The organism is Plastoroseomonas arctica (assembly GCF_018128965.1).
GTDB lineage: Bacteria > Pseudomonadota > Alphaproteobacteria > Acetobacterales > Acetobacteraceae > Plastoroseomonas > Plastoroseomonas arctica.
Genome location: NZ_JAAEDH010000016.1, coordinates 89,837 through 112,691 on the forward strand (window position 1 = coordinate 89,837; position 22,855 = coordinate 112,691).

Consider the following 22,855-nt stretch of genomic DNA (forward strand, 5'->3'; position numbering starts at 1 on the left):
ATACTCTCGGTGCAATCTTCGTTTTGAAACAATGCCCGGTTGACGGTTTGCACGGCGTGCGCAATCAAGGTGCAGTCAGGGAGTGCCGCAACGCATGTCAAGCCAGGTGGCTCATATCGATGCGCTGCGCTACGAGGCGGATTATCGCCTCGATGAATCAGTTGGCCATTTGCTGCGCCGCGCGCACCAGCGCCATGTCGCGCAATTCCAGATCCGCGCCGGCGATCACGGCCTGACGCCGCCGCAATTCGCCGCCCTGCTGCGCCTGGTGGAACTGGGCAACGTCACGCAGAACCGGCTCGGCCGGCTGGTCGCGATGGACCCGGCGACGATCCAGGGCGTGGTGCGCCGGCTGCTGGCCCGCGAGCTGGTGGTCGCGACGCGGGACCCGATGGATCGGCGCACCGTGGTGCTTTCGCCCACGGATTCCGGCCGGCTGGTCGCCAGCGCCGCGAGCCCCCGGGCGCAGTCGGCCAATGAGAGCGTGCTCGCCTGCCTCACCGATGAGGAGCGGACGAAGTTCCTCGCGATGCTGCGGCGGGTCGCCGGCGCCTAGCCCAGGCGCGGCAGCGGCCGGCAGGCATCGGCGACCGCACGCGCCAGGCGCAGCATCCGCCGCGTCGCGGTGGCGGCACCCGCGGCCTGGCCCAGCAGCCGGCTCAGCACCGCGTCATGCGCGAAGCTCTCGACCATCGCCGCGACCGCGAGGTCCGCGGCGGCGACGGTGCCGGCATCGATCGCGACGCGGCGGAACAGGGTCAGCGTGCCGAGCGTGCCGGGCCGGAATCCGTAGAGCGAGGCGACCCGGCGCACCAGGCGTGACCCGCGCCAGACCACGATCAGCCCGTCGAGGCCCGGCCAGGGGCTGATCGCGGTGGCGGTCAGCACCGCGAGTGCGGCGTCGCGCCCGCTGATGGCGGCGGCGGCGTCGAGCCGGGCGAGCGCCCCCATCTCCAGCAGGGCCCGGATCGTGGCCGTGTTCGGCGCCGCCTTTAGCGCGGCGGATTGCGCCTCGCCCAGCCCGGTCGCCTCCAGCCAGGCGAAGGCCGCCGCGCGGGCCTTGTCCAGATCCTCCCCGGCGAGGTCGGCGCGGATCGCGTCGATGGTGGCGAGCTGCGCGACGCCGCGCCATTCCCGCCAGGCGGCCCAGCCGAGCGCGCTGCCGCCGGCGAGCAGAATGACCAGCGTGAGGACCCCCAGCGCATCGGAGCGCGCGAACTGGTCGGCCACGAAATTGCCCAGCGAGAGCACCAGCAGCGCCACCAGCAGGCCGCCGATCGCCATCGCCGCGACCACCAGCGGCGCGATCGGGGCGGGTGCGGCATGCGGCAGCACACCGATGGTGGGAGGGGCGATGGGTCCGCCCGGCACGGCCTCGCCGATCCAGCCCGGCTCTCCGCGCGGGACAGGCGCGGTCGTCACGGGCAGCGGCTCGGCCGCACGGGCCGGGGGCGCGGCGCTGGGCCCCTGGAGAAAGCCGATCTGGTTGCTCACAGCACGTCTCCGATCAGTTCCGCGAGGACGACGTCGATGCCCGCCTGCGGGATGGGCGCGGCCTCGCCCGGCTCGATGAGCGGCGGGCGCAGCGCGGGCAGCATGAAGTAGGGGCGTGACCAATAGCTTTCGTGCACCGGCCCGGTCGGGATGCTGCCCAGGCGGAAGGCCTTGCGCTCGGTGCCGCCGAGCGGGACTCCGAAGACGATGCGCTCGGGAATGCCGTCGACCAGGAAATCCCCGCTCTCGGTGCAGATGATGGAGGCGACGTTGTGGAAGCTGTGCCGGGCGCCGCGCGCGACCGCCGTCTCGGCCGGCAGCGCCATGTGCATCAGCGTCTGGCGCAGCGCGACCTGCGCCTGGTCGGGGACATGGTCGGCCTTGGTCGCGGCGAAGACGATGCGCTCGATCCGGCGGGAGAAGGGCAGCGCGCCCTGCATCTCGCGCTTGTAGCTCTCGGCGATGGCGTGGATCGCCATGGCGGAATCCTCGAAGGCGGTGCGCCCGGCGAACAGCGCGCCGAGCACGTCGACCAGGATGACCTGGCGGTTGAAGCGGCTGAAATGCGGTTCGAAGAAATTCTGCCGCATCTCGGCCTTGTAGGTCTCGAAACGCTCCCGCAGCAGCAGCGCGAGGCTGCCGGCGGCGGGCACGTCGCCGCCTTCGAAGGGGAAGAAATGCATGAAGGGCGCCTCGCCCCAGGGCCCGGGCATCAGGAAGCGGCCGGGCTGCAGCCAGCGCAGACCCTGCTCCTCCTTGGCGCGGCGCAGCGCCTCCCGGTACAGGCGGAAGCCGTGTTGCGCAACGGCTTCGTCGGCCGCGGCCGTCGGCGGGATGGCGGCGAGGAAACGGAGGAATTCATCGGCGAAACCGGCGCGGCTGGGCTGGCCGAGCAGGTGCAGCGTCTGCTGCGACCATTGCGCGAAACTCTGCGGCAGCATAGGCAGGTCGAGCAGCCATTCGCCGGGATAGTCGAGCAGCTCGAGCCGCACCTCGCGCTCGCCGAGCAGGCTGCCGACCATCCCCGCGATCCCCTGGCGCTGGCGCAGCCGGATGCGCAGCGTGATCAGCGCCGGCTGGTCGGTGAAAGCCGGCCAGTGCGGCGCGGCACCGGCGAGACCGGCGAGATTCTCCTCATAGGCGAAGCGCGGGATGCGCTGGACGCCGGAGGGCTCGATCGCGACGGAGATCAGGCGCGAGCGGCCGGCGCCGTCATCGAGTGCGGTGCGCAGCGCCGGAAGCGTGTCGCGGCCGCGGCCGAGGGCGAGGAGGTTGCTGATCAGCGAGACCATGAACACGGTCTTGCCCGCGCGGCTGAGGCCGGTGACCGCGACGCGCAGGGTCTCGACATTGCTGATCTGGTGCGCGGCGTCCACCGCGGCGGAGGCGGCGTCGCGCAGGCCGGCACCGAGGCGCCCGAAGATGTCCATGCAGCATGCCCCTCAGGAAACGATCCGCCCCAGACCAGGCACCAAACCAGAGACCGGCTACTTCGTCACGAATGCCTTCTCGACCACGTAGCTGGCCGGGCGGTTGTTCGCGCCCTCCGTGAACCCGCGGATCTCCAGCAGCGCCTTCATGTCGGCGTTCAGGGCCTCCGACCCGCAGATCATCACCCGGTCGCGCACGGGGTCGAGGTCCGGCAGGCCGAGATCGGTGCCGAGCGTGCCGGCCTCGATCTGGGTGGTGATGCGCGCCTGGTTCGCGAAGGGCTCGCGCGTGACGGAGGGGTGGTAGATCAGCTTTTCGGCGAGGAGTTCGCCCAGCAGTTCGTCGGCCGGAAGATCCTTGGTGATGAAATCGCGGTAGGCGAGCTCGGCCACCTGGCGCACCGTGTGGCAGATGATCACGCGCTCGAAGCGGTCATAGGTCTCGGGCTCGCGGATCAGACTCATGAAGGGGGCGAGGCCGGTGCCGGTCGCGACGAGATAGAGGTTTTCGCCGGGGGCGAGATTGTCCAGCACCAGGGTTCCGACCGGCTTCTTCCCGATCAGCACCGTGTCGCCCGGCTGGATGTGCTGCAGGCGCGAGGTGAGCGGGCCGTCCTGGACCTTGATCGAGAGGAATTCCAGCTCCTCCTGCCAGGGTGCGCTCACCACCGAATAGGCGCGCACGAGGGGTTTGCCCGCGTTCATCAGCCCGATCATGGTGAACTCGCCGGCGCGGAAGCGCATGGTCGCGTCGCGCGTGCAGCGGAAGGAGAACAGCCGCTCCGTCCAGTGGTGCACATGCGTCACCGTCTCGCCAAAATAGGCGGCGGGGATGGCGGGTTTCGGGGCGGATGCGTCGTCTGGCATGGCGCAGGGGTTAGCGCCCGCCTCCCGTTGATGCAATATCGAAGGCTGCATTGGTGCCCGGCGCTGCGCGGGCCGAACGGAGCCGACAGGTGATCGAGACGAATGCGCCGCGCGACCCCGCCTCGGACCCGCCGGTGGGCCCGCTGGTCGATGCCGCGCCGCGCCCCCTGCCGGCGCGCATCGCCCATCGTGGCGGCGCCGTCACGCTCGAGCCGCTGCACGCCCGCCACGGCGCCGAGCTGTGGCGCGCGGCGCAGGGCGAGGCCGCCGCCGAAAGCTTCGCCTACATGGGCTACGGCCCTTTCTTGACCGAGGCGGCGCTCGCCACCTTCGTCGCGGAGTTTGCCGCGCAGCATGACCCGCTGGCCTGGGCCGTTCGGCCCCACGTCTCGGGTGCGGCCGAGGGCTGGATCACGCTGATGGACATTCAGCCCAAGAACGCCGCCATCGAGATCGGCAACATCTGGTTCTCCCCGCGCATGCAGCGCAGCCGCGCCGCGACCGAGGCCATGTACCTGCTGATGCGTCACGCGATGGACGACCTCGGCTACCGGCGCCTCGTGTGGAAGTGCAACGCGCTCAACGCGCCCTCCCGCCGCGCCGCCACCCGCCTGGGTTTCGTCTACGAGGGCGAGCTGCGCGCCCACCTGGTGATCAAGGGGCGCCGGCGGGACACCGCCTTCTTTTCCATGCTCGATACCGAATGGCCGGAGCGACGCGATGCGATCGCCGCCTGGCTCGACGCGGCGAACTGGGACCAGGATGGACGGCCCAAGACCAGCCTCGGCCGCCGCCCCGTCTAATCTCCTTGCGCATCGGCCCGGCGTGCGCCTAACGTCCCGTTAATAATTTGGACGGGAGATTGTCATGCTGATCCCGGGTATCGAACTCACCGACGTCCTCGCCTGGGGCGTCATCGCGGCGGGCACGGCCTTCCATATGCTCCGATCGCTCGGGCCGCAGGCGAGCATGGTCGGCGCCGCGCTGGCCGCCTTCGGTGCCAAGGCGCTGCTGCTCAACATCGCCTGATTGCCGCGCCCGCCCGCCTGCGTGCACCCTGCCCCTGACGCTGGGCAGGGGATCGCGATGCGGGTGACATGGACAAGACGGGCGACACTCGCCGCGGGCCTGCTCGCCGCGCCCGCGCTCCGGGCGCAAAGCTATCCATCCCGCCCGATCCGCCTGATCGTCCCCTACACGCCGGGCGCGGCCACCGACGCCATGGCGCGGATCGCGGCCCAGAAACTTCAGGAGAAGCTGGGTGCCACGGTGGTGGTGGAGAACCGCGCCGGCGCCAATGGCGCGATCGGCAGCCAGGCCGTCCTCGCAGCCCCTACCGACGGCTACACCCTGCTCGGCTCGGCCAGCATCCATGTGATGGCGCGCCACGTCATGCGTGCCGCCCCCTACGACCCGGTCGAGGACTTCGCCCCCGTGGCGCGGACCGCCCGCGGCCCCCTGGTGATGGTCATGGATCCCCGCCGCCCGCAGACCACCATCCCCGCCGTGGTCGAAGCTGCACACCGCGACCCCGCGCGCTGGACCTTCGCAACATCGTCCCTGGGCTCCGCCGGCCATCTTGGCACCATCGAGTTCAACCGCGTGACCGGCTCGGCCATTGAGATCGTGGGCTATCGCGGCTCCGCGCCGGCGCTGACCGACGTCGCCGCCGGCAACGCCCAGCTGATGTTCGAACCCGCGCTCGCGACCCTGCCGATGATCCGCGGCGGGCAACTCCGCGGCCTGGGCATCGCCGCCCCCGCGCGCACGCCGCTGGCGCCCGACCTGCCGACCATGGCGGAGGCCGGGCTGCCAGGCTTCGAATTCTATTCCTGGTACGGCGTCTGGGCGCCGCGCGCCGTGCCCGGCGAGATCGTGGCCAGGCTCAACGCGGCCATCGTGGAGGGGATGCGCGAGCAGGCCATCGCGGACCGGCTGAACGGGCTGGGGTTCGAGCCGGTGGCGGAGACGCCGGATGCGTTTGCGGCCTTCATCCGCGAGGATGTGGCGAGGAACGCGGCGCTGCTGCGGTTGGCGAACTACCAGCCGGAATGAAAGTCGGGAAAGGAATTTCCCGAACGCCATTCTTTATTTTAATTCTTGGGAACCCCGAAAGCCCGCACCAATCAGATCAGGCGCAGTGGCTCCAAGGCGTCGCCCACCGCGACACGGCCGCCATCGAGCACCTCGGCGTAGACACCCAGATCGATGTGGCCGAAATGCTCGCGCAAGGCCTGCGGCGGGCGAGCATCGCGCTCCGCGGTCACCGGGTTCACCTCCGTCGCCGCGCACCGCACGATGCGCTTGAACACCTTCAGCCGCGCTCCACCCAGCATGATCTCCTCGCCCAACAGGTCGAACTCGCCCCAGGGCAAGCCACCCGAAAAATAGACATTCGCCCGGAACCGCAGCGGGTCCAGCGCCATGCCCATCTTCGCCTCAAGCGCCGCCAGGGACGCGAGCCCGATGATCGAGACGCATTTCTTCGCCACATCAGTGAAGGCATGCCCCGGCGCCTCGACGAAGCGTGGCTCGCCGCGGGCCTCATCGCCGAGGAAACCCGCGAGGAATCCGGCGATGGCGGCGCGCCCCTCCGCGGTGCGGGTGTCGCCGGCGAACGGGGCCGCTTCCGGTGCCCGGATCACCAGCATTCCGCTGCGCGGGTCAAAGGCCGAATGCAGATGCGCCAGCCGCGCATTCGCCATCAGGCACCCGAAATGGCGCTTCTGCATCCAGCCGGGCGCGGCGGAATTGAAGGGCGCATCGCCCTGCGCCAAAGCAAAGCGCCGGTCATGCGGCAGCGTCTCGCCGGGCGTCAGCGTGACCTCCTCCATGGCCTCGGCGGAGAGGCCCTTCACGGGATAGCGATAGATTGTCTCGACACGCATCGGCGAACCCTTGAAGCAGCAGCGTCGACGCTACCACATAGTTTGCACCAGGCGCTGCCCGTTGCCATTCCGGGACGGTGCGGCGCCGGTCCGCTCATCGGAGGGACTGGGACCATGGATATAGAGAAATTCACCGAGCGCACGCGCGGATTCCTGCAGGCGGCGCAAACCATCGCGATCCGCGAATTCCACCAGCGCATCACGCCCGAGCATGTGCTGAAGGCACTGCTGGATGACGAGGAGGGTGCCGCCTCCGGCCTGGTGCGGGCCGCCGGCGGCGACGCCGCCAAGGTCAAGGCGGGCGTTGAGGCCGCGCTTGCCAAGCAATCCAAGGTGAGCGGGCAGGGGGCGGGACAGCCGCAATTCACCCCCGAGATCATCCGCGTGCTCGACGCCGCGCAGCAGGGTGCCACCAAGGCCGGTGATGAATACGTGGCGCAGGACCGGCTGCTGGTCGCGATCGCCGCGTCCGACACCGATGCCGGTCGCGCGCTGCGCGCCGGCGGCGCCGACCCGCAGCGCCTCGAAGCCGCCCTCGCCGACATCCGCAAGGGCCGCAAGGTCGAGAGCGCGAATGCCGAGGCGAATTTCGACGCTCTAAAGAAATACGCCCGAGACATCACCGAGGTGGCGCGCCAGGGCAAGCTCGACCCCGTCATCGGACGCGACGAGGAGATCCGCCGCACCATTCAGGTGCTCGCGCGCCGCACCAAGAACAACCCGGTGCTGATCGGCGAACCCGGCGTGGGCAAGACCGCGATCGTGGAGGGTCTGGCGCTGCGCATCGTGCGCGGCGACGTGCCCGAGGCGCTGAAGGATAAGCGCGTCATGGCGCTCGATCTCGGCGCGATGGTCGCCGGTGCCAAGTATCGCGGCGAGTTCGAGGAGAGGCTGAAAGGCGTGCTCTCCGAGGTCGAACAGGCGGCCGGCCAGATCATCCTGTTCATCGACGAGATGCACACCCTGGTCGGTGCGGGCAAGGCGGATGGCGCGATGGATGCGTCCAACCTTCTCAAGCCCGCCCTGGCGCGCGGCGAGCTGCACTGCATCGGCGCGACGACGCTCGACGAATACCGCAAGCATGTGGAGAAGGATGCGGCCCTCGCGCGGCGCTTCCAGCCGGTGTTCGTGGGCGAACCGTCGGTGGAGGACACAATCTCCATCCTGCGCGGCATCCGTGACAAGTATGAGACGCATCACGGCGTGCGCATCACCGACTCCGCGCTCGTCGCGGCCGCCACGCTCTCCAACCGCTACATCACCGACCGCTTCCTGCCCGACAAGGCCATCGACCTGGTCGACGAGGCCTCCGCACGCCTGCGCATGACGGTCGACAGCAAGCCCGAGGCGCTGGACGAGCTCGACCGCCGCATCATGCAGCTCAAGATCGAGCGCGAGGCGCTCAAGCGCGAGGAGGATGCGGCGTCTCGCGACCGCCTCCAGCGTATCGAGAAGGAAGTCGCCGAGCTGGAAGAACGCTCCGACTCCATGACCCAGCGCTGGGCCGCGGAGAAGGGCAAGGTCGTCGAGAGCCAGAAGCTGAAGGAAGCGCTGGATCAGGCGCGCACCGATGTGGAGCTGGCCCAGCGCCGCGGCGATCTCGGCCGCGCCTCCGAGCTGCTCTACGGCGTCATCCCCGGCATCGAGCGCCAGCTCGCCGAAGCCGGCGACCAGGATGGCCGCCTGGTGAACGAGGCCGTCACCGAGGAAGGCGTCGCCGCCATCGTCAGCCGCTGGACCGGTATCCCGGTGGAGAAGATGCTCGCCGGCGAGCGGGAAAAACTGCTGCGCATGGAGGAGACGCTGCGCGGCCGCGTGGTCGGCCAGGATGAGGCGCTGGGCGCTGTGGCCAAGGCGGTGCGCCGGGCGCGGGCCGGCTTGCAGGACCCGAACCGCCCGATCGGCAGCTTCCTGTTCCTCGGCCCCACCGGCGTTGGCAAGACCGAGCTGGTGAAGGCGGTGGCCAACTTCCTGTTCGATGATGAGCGGGCGATGACGCGCATCGACATGAGCGAGTTCATGGAGAAGCACGCGGTGGCCCGCCTGATCGGCGCTCCCCCCGGCTATGTCGGCTACGAGGAAGGCGGCACGTTGACGGAAGCCGTGCGCCGCCGCCCCTACCAGGTGATCCTGTTCGACGAGGTGGAGAAGGCCCACGACGACGTCTTCAACATCCTGCTCCAGGTGCTCGATGACGGGCGGCTCACCGATGGCCAGGGCCGCACGGTGGATTTCCGCAACTGCATCATCGTTCTGACCTCCAACCTCGGCAGCCAGGCCATCGCCGATCTGTCCGAGGAGAGCGACATCGAGGTCGCGCGGCCAGCGGTGATGCGCGCCGTGCGCGAGCGCTTCCGCCCGGAATTCCTCAACCGGCTGGACGAGGTGGTGCTGTTTCGCCGGCTCGCGCGCTCCGACATGGCCGCTATCGTGGACATCCAGCTCGGCCGCCTGCGGGAGTTGCTGGCGGAGCGCAAGATCACACTCACGCTCGATGACTCCGCGCGCAGCTGGCTGGCGGAGGCCGGGTATGACCCGCTCTACGGCGCGCGCCCGCTCAAGCGGGTGATCCAGCGCGCGCTGCAGGACAAGCTGGCGGACCGGCTGCTCGCCGGCACGGTGGCCGATGGCGCGGCGCTGACAGTCACGGCCGGGCCGGATGGGCTGGAAATCGGCGCGGCGCCGGCACCGGTGGCCGAGGCCGCTTAAGGCACGTAGACGAACCCCGTGCCGCTGCACTGGTAGGCGAAGGTGGCGGAGAGTCCGCAGCGGAAATCCGCCACCCCGTCGAGGCCCGCGCGCGCGGCCTCGGCGCGCATCGCGTTTACCAAATCGGTGTTGTTCTGCCATTCGGTGCGCGTGCCTTGGATCTGGCCCACGCGCTCGATGGGCCGGCGCGGCGTGTCGTTCAGGTAGACCAGCGTGATCTCGGCCGCGGTGCGGTTGCGCGGGGTAAAGGGCGCGGTCGGGCTGAACCGCGTGTCGATGACGAACAGTGCCGCGCAACCCGGCAGCACCAGGCCGGCCATGACGGCCGCGAGGGCACGCATCGTTGGGCAGGGGACGGGCATGGGGCGCTCCATCACGGCGGGAGATGCAGACCAGCGAACCGCAACCAGCCGCCGACCGCAAGGGTGCCGAGCCGCGCGAAAATGATGCGCAGGCTCTCCACCTCCCCGGCCCCTTTCCTGCATACTCCGCACCGGGACGAAATGCGGCACGGCTTTCTCAAGCTTCGGGAAGGGCCGGGCAGCTGCGCGTTCTGCTCATCGACGAGGATGCCGAGAGGGCCGAGGCCGTCCGTGCCGGGCTGGAGGCGGCGGGCTTCGTCGTCGCTGCCATTGTGGCGGCGCCGGGCGACCTGACGCGCCAGGTGCGCGAGGCCGGCGCCGAGGTGATCGTCTGCGACATCGACGACCCCTCCCGCGACGCGCTGGAATCCATGCGCGCGCTGTATCGCGACGAGCCCCGCCCGGTGGTGCTCTTCGCCGGCAAGGGCGAGCCCGAGCAGATCGAGGCCGCGCTGGAAGCGGGTGTGGCCGCCTATGTGGTGGAGGGGCTGCAGCCCGCGCGCGTTCGGCCGGTGCTCGACGTCGCCATCCGTCGCTTCCACGCCCACCAAAAACTGCGCGCCGAGCTGGATGCCGCGCGCGCGACCATCGAGGAGCGGGTGGTGCTTGACCGCGCCAAGCTGCGCTTGATGCGGGAGATGGGCCTCACTGAGGACGCCGCGCATCGCCGGCTGCGGCGCATGGCGATGGACAGGGGGATGAAGCTGGCGGCGATGGCGACCGAGATTTTGCGCCTGAATTAGGCGATTGCGCGCGTATCGCGCAGATGTCGTTGGTGTACGAATCTTTATGCATGCAGGACGTGCGATTTTGGTTGCGCGTCACCCTTGTTTTTGGTTTTTTCGTGGCTGCGGGGAAGTGCAATGGCGCGCTTCCATCTGACCCGCCCTCCAATCCCTCACGGTCCAAGGACGGCCCGTTTCGAAGCCCTGTGCTTCGGGAGCGTGCGCGTTGGCCCTGGCCGTCGAAGCCTTACCCCGCCCCTTGCGCCCGCCGCCGCGCCTTCACGCGCTGCGGGTCGGCTATGTGCCGCTGGTTGATGCCGCGCCGCTGCTGGTCGCCGAGGCGATCGGGCTGTTCGAGGCGGTGGGACTGCGCGTCACGCTCTCCCCGGAATCGGGCTGGGCCGCGATTCGCGACAAGGTTTCCCTCGGGCTGCTGGACGGGGCGCATCTGCTGGGCCCGATGCCGATCGCGCTCGCCTGTGGGCTGGGCGGGCTGTCGGCGCGGCTTTCCGTGGCTTGCGGGCTCGGTGCCAATGGCAATGCGCTGACGCTCTCCAATGCGCTCGCCGACGCGGTGGCCCCCGAGGGTGCGAGCCTGACCGCACGGGCCTTCGGCGATGCGCTGCGCGCCAGCGGCCGGGTGCCGACCATCGCCGTGGTCTTCCCCTTCTCCTCGCACAACTATCTGCTGCGGCACTGGCTGGCCTCGGGCGGCATCGACCCCGACCGCGACCTGCGCATGACCGTGGTCCCGCCGCCTCAGGCGGCCGCGCGCCTGGCCGAGGGCGCGATCGACGGCTTCTGCGCCGGCGCCCCCTGGGGCAGCCATGCCGAGGCCCTGGGCTGCGGACGCATGGTGCTGGGCAGCGGCGAGATCTGGCCCGACCACCCCGAGAAGGTCCTGGCCTTCGCCGAAGCCGCGCTGGAACGCGCCCCCGAGGCCGCGATCGGCTGCACCGCCGCGGTGATCGCGGCCGCCCGCTGGATCGGCGAGGCCGGCAACCGCGCCGAGCTGCTGCGCATCCTCACCCACGCGATGCCGCATCTGTCCGGCGATGAGCTGGGTGCCGCGATCGACGGGCGCGTGCCCGGACCCGCCCTGCATTTCCACGACGTGACCTTCCCCCGCCGTGACGCCGCCGCCTGGTGGCTCGCCCAGATGCGGCGCTGGGGGCATGTCGGCGCCGATGTCGCCGCCGACGAGGCACTCGCCCCTTACGGCTCCGCCCTGTGGCACGCCGCGGCCGCCCGCGTGGGCGAGCCGGAACCCTCACCCGCATCACCACCACCAGAATTTTCCCGGGAGATCTTGGTATGAGCGACTTCACACGCCGCGGCGCCATCGCCGCGACCGCGGCCCTGCTCGCGGCCGCGCGCGCGGCGACCCCGCGCGGCGCCTTCGCGCAGAGTGCGACCACGCCGGAGGTGCGCGCGGCCAAGCTCGGCTACATCGCGCTGACCGATTCCGCCCCGCTGATCATCGCGAAGGAAAAGGGCTTCTTCGCCAAGCACGGCATGCCCGACGTGATCGTCGACAAGCAGGCGAGCTGGGGGGCAACGCGCGACAACCTGGTGCTCGGGGGACGCTCGGGCGGGATCGACGGGGCGCATATCCTCACACCGATGCCCTACCTGATGCAGACCGGACGCATCACCCAGAACAACCAGCCGGTGCCGATGGCGATCCTCGCGCGGTTGAACACGAACGGGCAGGCGATCTCGGTGGCAGCCAAGCACCGCGCGCTGGGCGCGCGGCTGGACGCCGCGCCGCTCAAGGCCGCGATGAACCGCGAGAGCAAGTTCGCCATGACCTTCCGCGGCGGAACCCACGACCTGTGGATCCGCTACTGGCTCGCCGCCGGCGGCATCGATCCCGACAATGACGTGCAGACCATCGTCGTCCCGCCGCCGCAGATGGTGGCGAACATGCGCGTGGGCACGATGGACGCCTTCTGCGTGGGCGAGCCGTGGAATGCGCAGCTGGTCGCGCAGAATCTGGGCTACACCGCGCTCACCACCGGCGAGCTGTGGCGCGACCATCCGGAAAAGGCCTTCGCGCTGCGGGCCGATTTCGTCGAGGCCAATCCGCACGCGACGGAGGCCATGACGGCGGCGGTCATCGAGGCGCAGCGCTGGTGCGACACGCCGGCCAACCGCGCGGAGCTGGCGGCGATCCTCGGGCGCCGTGCCTGGTTCAACGTGCCGCCGGCCGATATTCAGGGTCGCACCTCGGGTGTCATCGACTACGGCGATGGCCGCGTGGTGCAGGACAGCCCCTTCGTCATGAAGTACTGGCGCGACCACGCCAGCTACCCCTTCCGCAGCCACGACCTGTGGTTCCTCACCGAGGATATCCGCTGGGGCGTGCTGCCGCAGGACACCGACACGCGCGCGCTGGTCAATGCCGTGAACAAGGAAGGCATCTGGCGCGCCGCCGCCGCGCGCGCCGGCGTGCCGAATGCCGAACAGCCTTCGGGGACCAGCCGCGGGACCGAGACCTTCTTCGACGGCAAGGTCTTCGACCCGGAAAACCCCGCCGCCTATCTCGCGAGCCTGCCCATCAAGAAACTGGCCGGAGCCTGAGCCATGAACGTCATCACCACCAAGACCGAGACGGTGGCCGCGCCCGCCGCGACGCCGATCCCGCGCCCCGCGCCGGCGCCGCTGCCCCGCGCGTCGCGCATCATGCCCGTCATCGCGCAGGTGATGCCGCCGGTGATCGTGCTGATCGGCCTCGTCGTGCTGTGGGAGGTGCTGGCGAGCGGGCCGAACGCCACGCTGCCGCCGCCCTCGCGCGTGTGGAAGGACGCGCATGACCTGATCGTGGATCCGTTCTTCGATCGCGGCGGGCTGGACAAGGGGCTGTTCTGGCACCTGCTGGCCTCGCTGCAGCGCGTCGCACTCGGCTTCACCATCTCAGCGGTGGTGGGTGTCGCGGTCGGGATGCTGATCGGCACGTCGCAATTCGCGATGCGCGGGCTGGATCCGATCTTCCAGGTGCTGCGCACGGTGCCGCCGCTGGCCTGGCTGCCGCTGTCGCTGGCGGCGTTTCGCGAGGCGCAGCCCTCGGCGATCTTCGTGATCTTCATCACCGCGGTGTGGCCGGTGATCATCAACACGGCCGTGGGCGTACGCAACGTGCCGCAGGATTACCGCAACGTCGCCGCCGTGATCCAGCTGCGCGGCATCGGCTATTTCTGGCGCATCGTGATGCCGGCGGCCGCCCCCTACATCTTCACCGGGCTGCGCATCGGGATCGGGCTTTCGTGGCTCGCGATCATCGCGGCCGAGATGCTGATCGGCGGCGTGGGGATCGGGTTCTTCGTGTGGGATGCGTGGAACAGCTCGAACCTGTCCGACATCATCGTCGCCCTCATCTATGTCGGCATCGTGGGCTTCTTCCTCGATCGGCTGGTGGCACTCGCCGGCCATCTCGTCACCCGTGGCACCAGCGCGAGCTGAGGAGAAATCACCATGTCCTATCTCGAGATCACCGGCCTCACGGTCGCCTTCCCGCGCAGCCCTGCGCCGGTGTTGCGCGACATCGACCTTCACGTCGCACGCGGCGAATTCGTCTCCGTCATCGGCCATTCCGGCTGTGGCAAGTCGACCATGCTGAACGTGGTGGCCGGCTTGCTCAAGCCGTCCCAAGGCGGAGCGGTGCTGGAAGGCAAGGAGGTGAACGGCCCCGGGCCCGACCGCGCCGTGGTGTTCCAGAACCACTCGCTGCTGCCCTGGTTGACCTGCGCGGAGAATATCCGCCTGGCCGTGGACCAGACGCTGTCCAAGACCATGTCGCGCGCCGAGCGGGCGGCGTGGGTGATGGAGAACCTCGCGCTGGTGCGCATGACGGCGGCCGCCGACAAGCGCCCGAACGAGATCTCGGGCGGCATGAAGCAGCGCATCGGCATCGCCCGCGCGCTGGCGATGAAGCCCAAGGTGCTGCTGATGGACGAGCCCTTCGGCGCGCTCGATGCGCTGACGCGCGCGCATTTGCAGGACCAGGTGATGCAGATCCACGCAGCACTCGGGATGACCACGATGATGATCACCCATGACGTGGATGAGGCGGTGCTGCTCTCCGACCGCATCGTGATGCTGACCAATGGGCCGAATGCGCAGATCGGCGAGATCCTGCCGGTGACGCTGGCCCGCCCGCGCGACCGGCTCGCACTCGCCGAGCATCCGGATTTCGTGCATGCGCGGAGGGCCGTGCTGGAATTCCTGCACGCGCGGCACGCGAACCCTGCGCTCAAGGCGGCCTGAGCCGATGCGCGTCCTGGTCATCGGGGCGGGGCCGGCGGGGACGCGCTGCGCGGTGCGCATCGCCGAGCGGCTGCCGGGGACGGAGATCGTGCTGGCGGGCGCGGAATCGGCGCTGCCCTATGACCGGATCGCGTTGTCGAAGGTGCTGGAAGGGCGCGCGGAGGTGGGCGACATCATCACCCATCCGGTGGGCGTGCTGCGGGCCAAGGGCATCGCGTATCGGCCGGCGACGCGCATCGTCGCCCTCGACTGCGTGGGCCGTGCCGCGGTGACGGAGAAGGGCGAGCGCGTCGGGTATGATGCCTGCGTGATCGCGACCGGGTCGCGCGCGGCGCGGCTGCCGCTGCCGGGTGCGGATCTGCCGGGCGTGCTGCTGTATCGCGACCTGTCCGACGTGCTGGCGATGCGGCGCGCGGCGATGGCGGGCGGCCCGGCGGTGGTGATCGGCGGCGGGCTGCTGGGGCTCGAGGCCGCCGCGGGCCTCGCCCATGCGGGGATGAAGGTCACGGTCATCCATGCCGTGGATTGGCCGATGGAGCGCCAGCTGGATGCCGAGGCCGGCGCGATGCTGGCCAGGCGCCTGGGCGCGCGCGGCATCCGCTTCGCGATGCCGGCCAAGACCGCCGCGATCGCGGGCGATGGCCGCGCCGAGGCGGTGCTGCTCGCCGATGGCACGCGCATCCCCGCGCGGCTGGTGGTGATGTCCGTCGGCATCCGGCCGGAGACGGGGCTGGCCGCGGCTGCGGGCCTTGCGATGGCACGCGGCATCGTCGTCGACGACCAGATGCGGACGTCGGACCCGGCGGTCTTCGCCATCGGCGAATGCGCCGAGCATGGCGGCAAGCTGATCGGCCTGGTCGCGCCCGCGCTGGAACAGGCCGAGATCGCCGCCGAGGCCATTGCCGGCGGTGCGACCGCCTGGGCGCCGCGCACCGACAGCGCGGCGCTGAAGGTCTCCGGCACCGCGGTGTGGTCGGCGGGCGAGATCGCGCCCGCGGATGCCGAGGTGGTGACGCTGCGCGACGAAGGCACCGACGCCTATCGCCGCTTCTGGCTGCGCGAGGGGCGCCTGGTGGGCGCGGTGCTCTACGGCGACACCGACGATAGCGGATTTTACCTGAACCTCATCACGAGTGGATGCAGCGTGGCACCGTTCCGCGCGGCACTCGCGATGGGTCCTGCCTATGTGAAGGTTGCGGCATGAATTCCGATCCTGGCTTTTCCGGCGAACAGCAGAACTACCTCATGGGCTTCATGGCCGGGGTCGAGGCGCGGCGCGGTGCGCTGGCCCCCGGCGGCGGCGGTGGTGGCGCGCCCGCCGATGCGCTGCGCGCCGCGCAGGATCGCACCATCGCCGAGGGCGGGAAGCTGACGCCCGAGGAGCAGGCCAAGCGCGACAGGCACCCGCTCGACCGCTGGGACGAGATCACCGCGCGTGCCGCGGAGGGGAAATTCCCCAAGGGCGTCGACGTACTGATGACCAAGTATCACGGCCTGTTCTACGTCGCCCCCGCGCAGGACAGCTTCATGTGCCGGCTGCGCATCCCCGGTGGCGTGATGAACGCGCATCAGCTGCGCGGGGTCGCCGACATCGCCGAGGAGCTGGGCGGCGGCTATGCCGATGTGACCACGCGCGCGAACCTGCAGATCCGCGAAATCCCCGCGGCCAAGGGGCCGGAGCTGGTCAATCGCCTGGGCGATATCGGGCTGCTGCCGCGCGGTACCGGTGCGGACAACATCCGCAACATCACCGCCGCCCCCACGGCGGGCATCGACGCCGGCGAGCTGATCGACACGCGCCCGATCGTGCGCGCGCTGCACCACCACATCCTCAACACCCGCGACCTGTTTGCCCTGCCGCGCAAGTTCAACATCGCCTTCGATGGCGGCGGCCAGGTGGCGGTGCTGGAGGACACCAACGACATCGCCTTCACCGCGGCGATGACGGCGGAGGGACCGACCCTCCGCCTGGGCCTGGGGGGCATCACCGGGCACCGCGATTTCGCGCGCGAGACCGGCGCGGTGGTCGCACCCGCCGATGTCGTCGCGGTGTGCGACGCGATCCTGCGCGTCTTCATCGCGCATGGCGACCGCACCGATCGCAAGAAGGCGCGGCTGAAATACCTGCTCGACCGCTGGGGGCTGGAGAAGTTCCTCACCGAGGTCGAGGCGCAATGGGGCAGGTCGCTCACGCGCCTTCCGGCCGAGGCGCTGACGCCGCCGCCGCCCGCGCTCAAGCACGGCCATGTCGGCGTGCACGCGCAGAAGCAGGCGGGGCTGTTCTACGTGGGCGTGGTCACGCCGGTCGGGCGGCTGACCGTCGAGCGGCTGCGCGACCTCGCCGCTGTCGCGGAGACCTTCGGCAATGGCGAGATCAGGCTCACCGTGTGGCAGAACCTGCTCATCCCGAACGTGCCCGAGCGCTCGCTCGCCTCGGCGCTGCACGCGATCGAATCCGCGGGCCTGACCACCGAGGCGAGCGCGGTGCGCGGCGGCCTGGTCGCCTGCACCGGCAATGCCGGGTGCAAGTTCGCGGCGTCCAACACCAAGGGGCACGCGGCGATGCTGGCCGATTACCTCGAGGCGCGGATCACCTTGGATGCGCCGATCAACATCCACCTCACCGGCTGCCACCATTCCTGCGCGCAGCACTACGTCGCCGATATCGGGCTGCTCGGCGCGCGCGTCGAGCAGGGCGAGGACACCGTCGAGGGCTATGACCTGCATGTGGGTGGCGGCGCGGGGCCGGAGCAGGCGATCGGGCGGCTCATCATTCCCGCGATCGCGGCCGACGACCTGCCGCCGCTGGTGCTGGCATTGCTGCGGCGGTGGATGGAGCAGCGCGCGGCGGGCGAAACCTTTCAGGCATTCACCGCGCGGCATGAGGATGCCGCACTTGTGGCGATGGCGCGCGAAGGCGCCGAGGTGATGGCATGAACGCGATGTTCCCCCAGGCGTTTCCGGGCCCCGCGCCGGTGCCGGTGATCCCCGAAACCGCACCGTTTTCCGCCGAGCAGCGCGCCTGGTTGAACGGCTTCCTTGCCGGGCTGTATGGCGGCGCGGAAGGCGGTGCCAACAGCTCCGCCGCACCGCCGCCGCCGGCCGAGGATTTCCCCTGGCACGACGCGGCCCTCTCGCTCGACGAGCGCCTGCCGATGGCCGAGGGCCGCCCGCTGCCGCGCAAGCTTATGGCCTGCATGGCGCAGCTCGATTGCGGGCAGTGCGGCTATCTCTGCCAGACCTATGCCGAGGCGCTCGCTGAAGGACGGGAGACGTCGTTCGCGCTGTGCGTGCCCGGCGGCAAGGAGACGCAGAAGGCGCTCAAGGCCACGGTCGCGGCGGCGCCCGCGGTGGTCGCGGCGGCACCCGTGCCGGCCAGCGGGCCTGTCGTGCCGATCGGCGTGCCGGTCGCGATGGTGCGCGCGGATCGGCTGACCGGCGAGGGCTCGGCCAAGGATGCGCGGCATGTGGTGATCGACCTCGCGGGCAGCGGGCTCGCCTATGAGCCCGGCGATTCCTTCGGCGTGCAGGCGCCCAATGATCCGGGCCTGGTGGATGCGGTGGTGGCCGCCTGGGGGGCCGAGGCGGAGGAATATCGCGACGCGTTCACGCGTGATCTCGACATCGCCCGCCCGCTCGACCGCACGCTCGACGTGCTGGCCGGTGCGGCGAAGGATGCGGGCGAGGCCGCGATGCTGCGCAAGCTCGCCGATGGCGATGATGACGCGGCGCCGCAGGATGCCGATCTGCTCGACCTGCTGGAGGCGTTTCCCTCGGCGCGGCCGCCGATAGCCGATCTCGTGGCCTCGCTGCCCAAGCTGAAGCCGCGGCTGTATTCCATCGCATCCTCGCCGCTGTTCAATCCCGGCCATGTCGAGCTGTGCATCGGCGTGGTGAAGGCGGAGCGGCGGGGGCGGGTGCGCGACGGGATCGCGTCGTGCCATCTCGCGCATCGCGCGGCGGCGGGGTCGTCGCTGCTGGCGCATGTGCAGGAGAGCCATTTCCGGCTGCCGGCGGACCCCAAGATCCCGGTCATCATGGTGGGGCCGGGCACGGGGATCGCGCCGTTCCGCGCCTTCCTGCAGCACCGCGCGGCGATCGGCGCGAAGGGCGCGTCCTGGCTGTTCTTCGGCGATCAGAAGCGGGCCACGGACTTCCTCTTCGCCGAGGAGATCGAGGCCTGGCGCGCCGAAGGAACCTTGGCGCGGTTGAGCCTCGCCTTCTCGCGCGACCAGGCCGCGAAGGTCTATGTGCAGGACCGGATGCGCGAGGAGGCGACGGACCTCTGGCACTGGCTGCAGGATGGCGCGCATTTCTACGTCTGCGGCGATGCCTCGCGCATGGCCAAGGATGTCGATGCGGCGCTGCGCGCGATCGCCGCGAGCGAGGGCGGCATGAGCCCGGACCAGGCGCGCGACTGGATCGTGGCCCTTGCCCGCCAGGGCCGCTATCAGCGCGACGTGTACTGAGGTGGAAGCCACACGCACCACCTGCCCTTATTGCGGCGTCGGGTGCGGGGTTCTCGCGCGGCCGGACGGCACCGTCGCCGGCGACCCGGAGCACCCCGCGAATTTCGGGCGGCTGTGCAGCAAGGGCGCCGCACTCGGCGAGACCATCGACCTGCCGGGGCGCCTGCTCTACCCCGAGGTCGGCGGCAAGCGCGCGAGCTGGGATGCGGCGTTGGACGCCGTGGCCGAGGGGTTTTCGCGCGCACTACGGCAGGGCGGACCGGACAGCACCGCGCTCTACGTTTCGGGGCAGTTGCTGACCGAGGATTATTACGCAGCGAACAAATTCGCGAAGGGGTTTCTGGGCACCGCGAACATCGATTCCAATTCGCGCCTGTGCATGGCGAGTTCCGTCGCCGCGCATCGGCGCGCCTTCGGCGAGGATATCGTCCCCGCGGTCTATGCCGACCTCGAGCAGGCCGATCTGGTGACGCTGGTCGGCAGCAATTTGGCCTGGTGCCATCCGGTGCTGCATCAGCGGCTGATGGCGGCGAAGGCGGCGCGGCCGCAGATGCGCATCGTGGTGGTGGACCCGCGCGTGACGGCGACCTGCGCGGGGGCGGATCTGCATCTGCCGCTGGCGCCGGGAAGCGACGTGGCGCTGTTTGCCGCGGTGCTCGCACGCTGTGCCGATGCCGGGTTCGCAGCGCCGGGGATGGAGGATGCGCTTGCCGTCGCGCGCGGGATCGATCCGGGACTCACCGGATTGGCGCCTGACGCGATCGCCACCTTCTGCGACTGGTTCGCGCGCACGGAAAAATCCGTCACGCTCTGGAGCCAGGGCGTGAACCAGTCGGGTGCCGGCACCGACAAGGCGAATGCGATCATCAACTGCCACATCCTGACCGAACGGATCGGCAAGCCCGGCGCCTCGCCCTTTTCCATCACGGGACAGCCCAATGCGATGGGCGGGCGCGAGGTCGGCGCGCTGGCGAATACGCTGGCAGCACACCTGGACTGGTCGGTGCCGGCCGAGGTCGCTGCCCTGCGCGATGCCTGGGGCGCGCCGAACCTTGCGATGGGTCCGGGGCTGAAGGCGGTGGATCTGTTTCGCGCGCTCGGCGCCGGGACGATCGGCGCGCTGTGGGTGATGGCGACCAACCCCGCCGTGTCGCTGCCCGATGGCGATGGCGTGCGCGCGGCACTCAAGCGCGCGCCCTTCCTCGTGGTGTCCGACTGCACGCGCGAGAGCGACACGGTCGATGCGGCGCATGTGCGCCTGCCCGCACTCGGCTGGGGGGAGAAGGACGGGACGGTCACGAATTCGGAGCGCGTCATCTCCCGCCAGCGCGCCTTCCTTCCGCGGGGCGGCGAGGCGCGGCCGGATTGGTGGGCGGTGGCGCAGGTGGCCAAGCGGCTCGGGTTTGGCGAGGCCTTCGCCTGGGACGGCCCCGCCGCGATTTTCCGCGAACACGCCGCGCTGACCGCGCTGGTGCCGGAGAGCAGGCGCGCCTTCGACATCAGCGGTCTCGCGGAGATCAGCGACGCGGACTACGCGGCGATGCCTCCCACGCGCTGGCCGGTGGCGTCGCGTGGCGCGCCGGGCGAGCGGCTTGCGCCTGCCGCGCGTTTCATCCCCACGCCCTATCGCGGCCTCGCGCAGCCTGGTGCGCCGCTGACGCTGCTCACCGGGCGGCTGCGCGACCAGTGGCACATGATGACGCGCACCGGCCCACTGCCGCGCCTGATGGCGCAGGCGCCGGAGCCGGAGCTGACGCTGCACCCCGACGACGCCGCGGGCATCGCGGATGGCGCGCTGGTGCGGCTCGGCAATGCGCAGGGGAGTGCCGTGCTGCGGGCGCGGCTCGATGCCGGGCAGCGGCGCGGCTCCTGCTTCGCGCCCATGCATTGGACGGCGCGGTTCTGTGTCGGTGCGCGGGTGAATGCCGCGGTGCTGCCGGTCGTGGACCCGATCAGCGGGCAGCCGGAGCTGAAGGGCGCGGCCGTCGCCATCACGCGCTACGTCGCGGATTGGCAGGGGTTTGTGCTGGCGGGTGCGGCGCTCGATCTGCCCGCGGCGTGGATGGCGCGCAGCCCCATGCCGGGCGGTGTCTGGCGGCATGAGGTGGCCGGCGAAGGCGATGCGACGGCGGCGTTCGCAGCACTCCGCGCGGCGCTGCCGGAGACGACCGGGCACTGGGCGGTGCTCGAGGATGCGGTGCTCGGCCTGCATCGCGCCGTGCTGCTGCGCGAGGCGCGCGTGATTGCCGTGGTGTGCCTCGCGCGCGCGAGTGACGAGGTGCCGCGTCGCGACTGGCTCGCGGCGCTGATGGCGGAGGAGGGCATCACGCTCGCCGAACGGCGCTGCCTGCTCGCGGGCGAAGCGGCCGAGGGGCCACCGCCTTCGCCCACGCTATGTGCCTGCCACGGGGTGACGGTCGGGCGCATCGAGGCCGCGATCCTGGACGGTGCCGAGGATGTCGCGGCCGTGGGTGCGGCGACCAAGGCGGGCACCGGATGCGGGGCGTGCCGGCCGGAGATCGCGGCGATTCTCGCGCGCGCGCCGGTGCCGGCGTGATCGCGCTGGCCTTCCATGCGCCGGGATGGTGGCGCACCATCGCGAGCGTGCCGTGGCGGCGCGCGCGGGCCAAACCCTGCGGCGAGGTCTTCTTGGTCGGCGCCGGCCCGGGCGCGATCGACCTGCTGACCCTGCGCGCGGCGCGGCTGATCGGGCAGGCGGATGTCATCGTGCATGACCGCCTGGTCTCGCCCGAGATCCTGGGCTTCGCGCGGCGCGGGGCGGAGCGCATCTATGTGGGCAAGCAGCGGGCAAATCACTGCCTGCCGCAGGAGGGGATCAACGCGCTGCTGGTGCGCCTGGCGCGTGCCGGCAAGCGGGTGGTGCGGCTGAAAGGCGGGGACCCCTTCGTCTTCGGCCGTGGCGGCGAGGAGGCGGAGGCCTGTGCCGCGGCGGGTGTCCCGTGTTCGGTGGTGCCGGGGGTGACGGCGGCGCTGGCCTGTGCGGCCTCGGTGGGGATACCGCTCACGCATCGCGATTGCGCGCGGATGCTGACCTTGGTGACCGGGCACACGCGCGATGGCGTGCTGGACCTCGATTTCGCCGCCCTAGCGCGGCCGGGGCAGACGCTCGCGGTCTATATGGGCATCGCGACGCTGCCGGCGCTGGAGCGTGGGTTGCTCGGCGAGGGGCTCGATCCGAGCACGCCGGCGGCGCTGATCGAGAGCGGTGGGACGGATGCGGAGCGCGTGCTGCGCGGCGATCTGCGCCGTGTTGTGGCTGATGCGCCGGGCTGGGTGCGCGGCGGTCCGGCGCTGCTGCTGGTGGGCGAGGCGGTCGCGCATGGCAGGGTTGCGGTGACTTTAGACGCCACGGCCGAAATAGGCGTTTGACAGTTCCATGGCACACGCCTAGACACCCTCCACACCGCGCGGCGGGGACGGACTTGACGCTTTGAGGGAAACCTCCTAGCTTCCCTCCCCCACCCGAGCGGTGGTTCCTTCAGGCCGATAGGGCATTCACTCGCATCAAGCGATGCGGGCGGGATGCTTTGTTGGTTTGTGTTCTTTGACAATTGCATCTGGTTTGGAAGTATTGGTCACGGTGTATTCGTGTGGCTGATATTGATGCTTGTGATGGTCCTGTCC

At 70.5% G+C, this 22,855-nt stretch carries 20 protein-coding genes; 15 read left to right on the forward strand and 5 right to left on the reverse strand.

Translation table 11 applies throughout. The features are described 5' to 3' along the window. Positions 1–94 precede the first annotated feature (94 nt). On the forward strand, positions 95–556 hold the full coding sequence (locus GXW79_RS14455; protein WP_211875115.1) for a MarR family winged helix-turn-helix transcriptional regulator: 462 nt from the start codon (positions 95–97) through the stop codon (positions 554–556). Here the strand turns inward: GXW79_RS14455 and GXW79_RS21820 are convergent. The 3 genes from GXW79_RS21820 to GXW79_RS14470 are packed head-to-tail and all read right to left on the reverse strand — an operon-like array spanning position 553 to position 3,791. Next, positions 553–1,494 carry a DUF697 domain-containing protein gene (locus tag GXW79_RS21820; RefSeq protein WP_211875116.1) on the reverse strand — a complete coding sequence of 314 codons (942 nt, stop codon included), beginning with the start codon at positions 1,492–1,494 and terminating at the stop codon, positions 553–555. The two genes, GXW79_RS14455 and GXW79_RS21820, sit on opposite strands and share 4 nt — an antisense overlap. Further along, positions 1,491–2,924, reverse strand: coding sequence for a YcjX family protein (locus GXW79_RS14465; RefSeq protein WP_211875117.1), 1,434 nt, complete (start codon positions 2,922–2,924; stop codon positions 1,491–1,493). The genes GXW79_RS21820 and GXW79_RS14465 overlap by 4 nt, the downstream gene beginning before the upstream one ends. A gap of 57 nt (positions 2,925–2,981) precedes the next feature. Beyond that, on the reverse strand, positions 2,982–3,791 hold the full coding sequence (locus tag GXW79_RS14470; protein WP_246504006.1) for a ferredoxin--NADP reductase: 810 nt from the start codon (positions 3,789–3,791) through the stop codon (positions 2,982–2,984). An 89-nt stretch (positions 3,792–3,880) separates the two neighbouring features. On the opposite strand from GXW79_RS14470, the gene GXW79_RS14475 reads away from it, so the two are divergent. The 3 genes from GXW79_RS14475 (at position 3,881) to GXW79_RS14485 (ending at position 5,846) form a co-directional block, all read left to right on the forward strand. Beyond that, positions 3,881–4,594, forward strand: coding sequence for a GNAT family N-acetyltransferase (locus GXW79_RS14475; protein ID WP_367614913.1), 714 nt, complete (start codon positions 3,881–3,883; stop codon positions 4,592–4,594). Positions 4,595–4,658: 64 nt separating this feature from the next. Continuing rightward, on the forward strand, positions 4,659–4,820 hold the full coding sequence (locus GXW79_RS14480; RefSeq protein ID WP_211875119.1) for a hypothetical protein: 162 nt from the start codon (positions 4,659–4,661) through the stop codon (positions 4,818–4,820). A gap of 63 nt (positions 4,821–4,883) precedes the next feature. Further along, positions 4,884–5,846, forward strand: coding sequence for a Bug family tripartite tricarboxylate transporter substrate binding protein (locus GXW79_RS14485; RefSeq protein WP_367614914.1), 963 nt, complete (start codon positions 4,884–4,886; stop codon positions 5,844–5,846). Positions 5,847–5,917: 71 nt separating this feature from the next. Here the strand turns inward: GXW79_RS14485 and GXW79_RS14490 are convergent, their stop codons facing one another. Further along, positions 5,918–6,679, reverse strand: coding sequence for an MOSC domain-containing protein (locus GXW79_RS14490; protein WP_211875121.1), 762 nt, complete (start codon positions 6,677–6,679; stop codon positions 5,918–5,920). A gap of 114 nt (positions 6,680–6,793) precedes the next feature. Between GXW79_RS14490 and clpB the strand changes: the two genes are divergently transcribed. After that, the gene (clpB, locus tag GXW79_RS14495) at positions 6,794–9,388 is read left to right on the forward strand and encodes an ATP-dependent chaperone ClpB (RefSeq protein WP_211875122.1); all 2,595 of its coding nucleotides are present in this window, start codon (positions 6,794–6,796) and stop codon (positions 9,386–9,388) included. On the opposite strand, the gene GXW79_RS14500 is transcribed toward clpB, so the two are convergent. Then, positions 9,385–9,750, reverse strand: coding sequence for a hypothetical protein (locus GXW79_RS14500; protein ID WP_211875123.1), 366 nt, complete (start codon positions 9,748–9,750; stop codon positions 9,385–9,387). The two genes, clpB and GXW79_RS14500, sit on opposite strands and share 4 nt — an antisense overlap. A 23-nt stretch (positions 9,751–9,773) precedes the next feature. Here GXW79_RS14500 and GXW79_RS14505 point away from each other — a divergent pair, with 23 nt between their 5' ends. From GXW79_RS14505 to cobA, 10 genes are all read left to right on the forward strand, one after another. Next, a complete protein-coding gene (locus GXW79_RS14505; protein ID WP_246504007.1) occupies positions 9,774–10,493 on the forward strand; it encodes an ANTAR domain-containing response regulator in 720 nt (239 codons plus the stop codon). 208 nt (positions 10,494–10,701) lie between these two features. After that, a complete protein-coding gene (locus GXW79_RS14510) occupies positions 10,702–11,793 on the forward strand; it encodes a CmpA/NrtA family ABC transporter substrate-binding protein (protein WP_211875124.1) in 1,092 nt (363 codons plus the stop codon). Then, positions 11,790–13,058 carry a CmpA/NrtA family ABC transporter substrate-binding protein gene (locus tag GXW79_RS14515; RefSeq protein ID WP_211875125.1) on the forward strand — a complete coding sequence of 423 codons (1,269 nt, stop codon included), beginning with the start codon at positions 11,790–11,792 and terminating at the stop codon, positions 13,056–13,058. The genes GXW79_RS14510 and GXW79_RS14515 overlap by 4 nt, the downstream gene beginning before the upstream one ends. Positions 13,059–13,061: 3 nt before the next feature. Then, positions 13,062–13,937, forward strand: a complete 876-nt coding sequence (ntrB, locus tag GXW79_RS14520) for a nitrate ABC transporter permease (protein WP_246504008.1) — start codon at positions 13,062–13,064, stop codon at positions 13,935–13,937. A 12-nt stretch (positions 13,938–13,949) separates the two neighbouring features. Continuing rightward, positions 13,950–14,741 (forward strand): ABC transporter ATP-binding protein, encoded by a 792-nt coding sequence (locus GXW79_RS14525; protein WP_211875126.1) that lies wholly within the window; start codon positions 13,950–13,952, stop codon positions 14,739–14,741. 4 nt (positions 14,742–14,745) lie between these two features. Continuing rightward, positions 14,746–15,945, forward strand: coding sequence for an NAD(P)/FAD-dependent oxidoreductase (locus GXW79_RS14530; RefSeq protein ID WP_211875127.1), 1,200 nt, complete (start codon positions 14,746–14,748; stop codon positions 15,943–15,945). After that, positions 15,942–17,678 (forward strand): NirA family protein, encoded by a 1,737-nt coding sequence (locus GXW79_RS14535; protein WP_211875128.1) that lies wholly within the window; start codon positions 15,942–15,944, stop codon positions 17,676–17,678. The genes GXW79_RS14530 and GXW79_RS14535 overlap by 4 nt, the downstream gene beginning before the upstream one ends. Then, complete coding sequence (locus GXW79_RS14540; protein ID WP_211875129.1) at positions 17,675–19,210, forward strand: sulfite reductase subunit alpha; 1,536 nt, start codon at positions 17,675–17,677, stop codon at positions 19,208–19,210. Before GXW79_RS14535 ends, GXW79_RS14540 begins: the two co-directional genes overlap by 4 nt. A 1-nt stretch (position 19,211) precedes the next feature. Further along, entirely contained in the window at positions 19,212–21,767 is a 2,556-nt protein-coding gene (locus GXW79_RS14545; protein WP_211875130.1) for a molybdopterin-dependent oxidoreductase, read from the forward strand. Then, positions 21,716–22,600 (forward strand): uroporphyrinogen-III C-methyltransferase, encoded by an 885-nt coding sequence (gene cobA, locus GXW79_RS14550; protein ID WP_367614915.1) that lies wholly within the window; start codon positions 21,716–21,718, stop codon positions 22,598–22,600. Before GXW79_RS14545 ends, cobA begins: the two co-directional genes overlap by 52 nt. Positions 22,601–22,855 lie beyond the last annotated feature (255 nt).

Coding starts and splice junctions, on each gene's coding strand:
- ntrB (WP_246504008.1), top strand. CDS start 13,062: ATGAACGTCATCACCACCAAGACCGAGACGGTGGCCGCGCCCGCCGCG.
- GXW79_RS14500 (WP_211875123.1), bottom strand. CDS start 9,750: ATGCCCGTCCCCTGCCCAACGATGCGTGCCCTCGCGGCCGTCATGGCC.
- GXW79_RS14490 (WP_211875121.1), bottom strand. CDS start 6,679: ATGCGTGTCGAGACAATCTATCGCTATCCCGTGAAGGGCCTCTCCGCC.
- GXW79_RS14515 (WP_211875125.1), top strand. CDS start 11,790: ATGAGCGACTTCACACGCCGCGGCGCCATCGCCGCGACCGCGGCCCTG.
- GXW79_RS14455 (WP_211875115.1), top strand. CDS start 95: ATGTCAAGCCAGGTGGCTCATATCGATGCGCTGCGCTACGAGGCGGAT.
- GXW79_RS14535 (WP_211875128.1), top strand. CDS start 15,942: ATGAATTCCGATCCTGGCTTTTCCGGCGAACAGCAGAACTACCTCATG.
- GXW79_RS14530 (WP_211875127.1), top strand. CDS start 14,746: ATGCGCGTCCTGGTCATCGGGGCGGGGCCGGCGGGGACGCGCTGCGCG.
- GXW79_RS14480 (WP_211875119.1), top strand. CDS start 4,659: ATGCTGATCCCGGGTATCGAACTCACCGACGTCCTCGCCTGGGGCGTC.
- GXW79_RS14465 (WP_211875117.1), bottom strand. CDS start 2,924: ATGGACATCTTCGGGCGCCTCGGTGCCGGCCTGCGCGACGCCGCCTCC.
- GXW79_RS14505 (WP_246504007.1), top strand. CDS start 9,774: ATGCAGACCAGCGAACCGCAACCAGCCGCCGACCGCAAGGGTGCCGAG.
- GXW79_RS14540 (WP_211875129.1), top strand. CDS start 17,675: ATGAACGCGATGTTCCCCCAGGCGTTTCCGGGCCCCGCGCCGGTGCCG.
- GXW79_RS14525 (WP_211875126.1), top strand. CDS start 13,950: ATGTCCTATCTCGAGATCACCGGCCTCACGGTCGCCTTCCCGCGCAGC.
- clpB (WP_211875122.1), top strand. CDS start 6,794: ATGGATATAGAGAAATTCACCGAGCGCACGCGCGGATTCCTGCAGGCG.
- GXW79_RS14470 (WP_246504006.1), bottom strand. CDS start 3,791: ATGCCAGACGACGCATCCGCCCCGAAACCCGCCATCCCCGCCGCCTAT.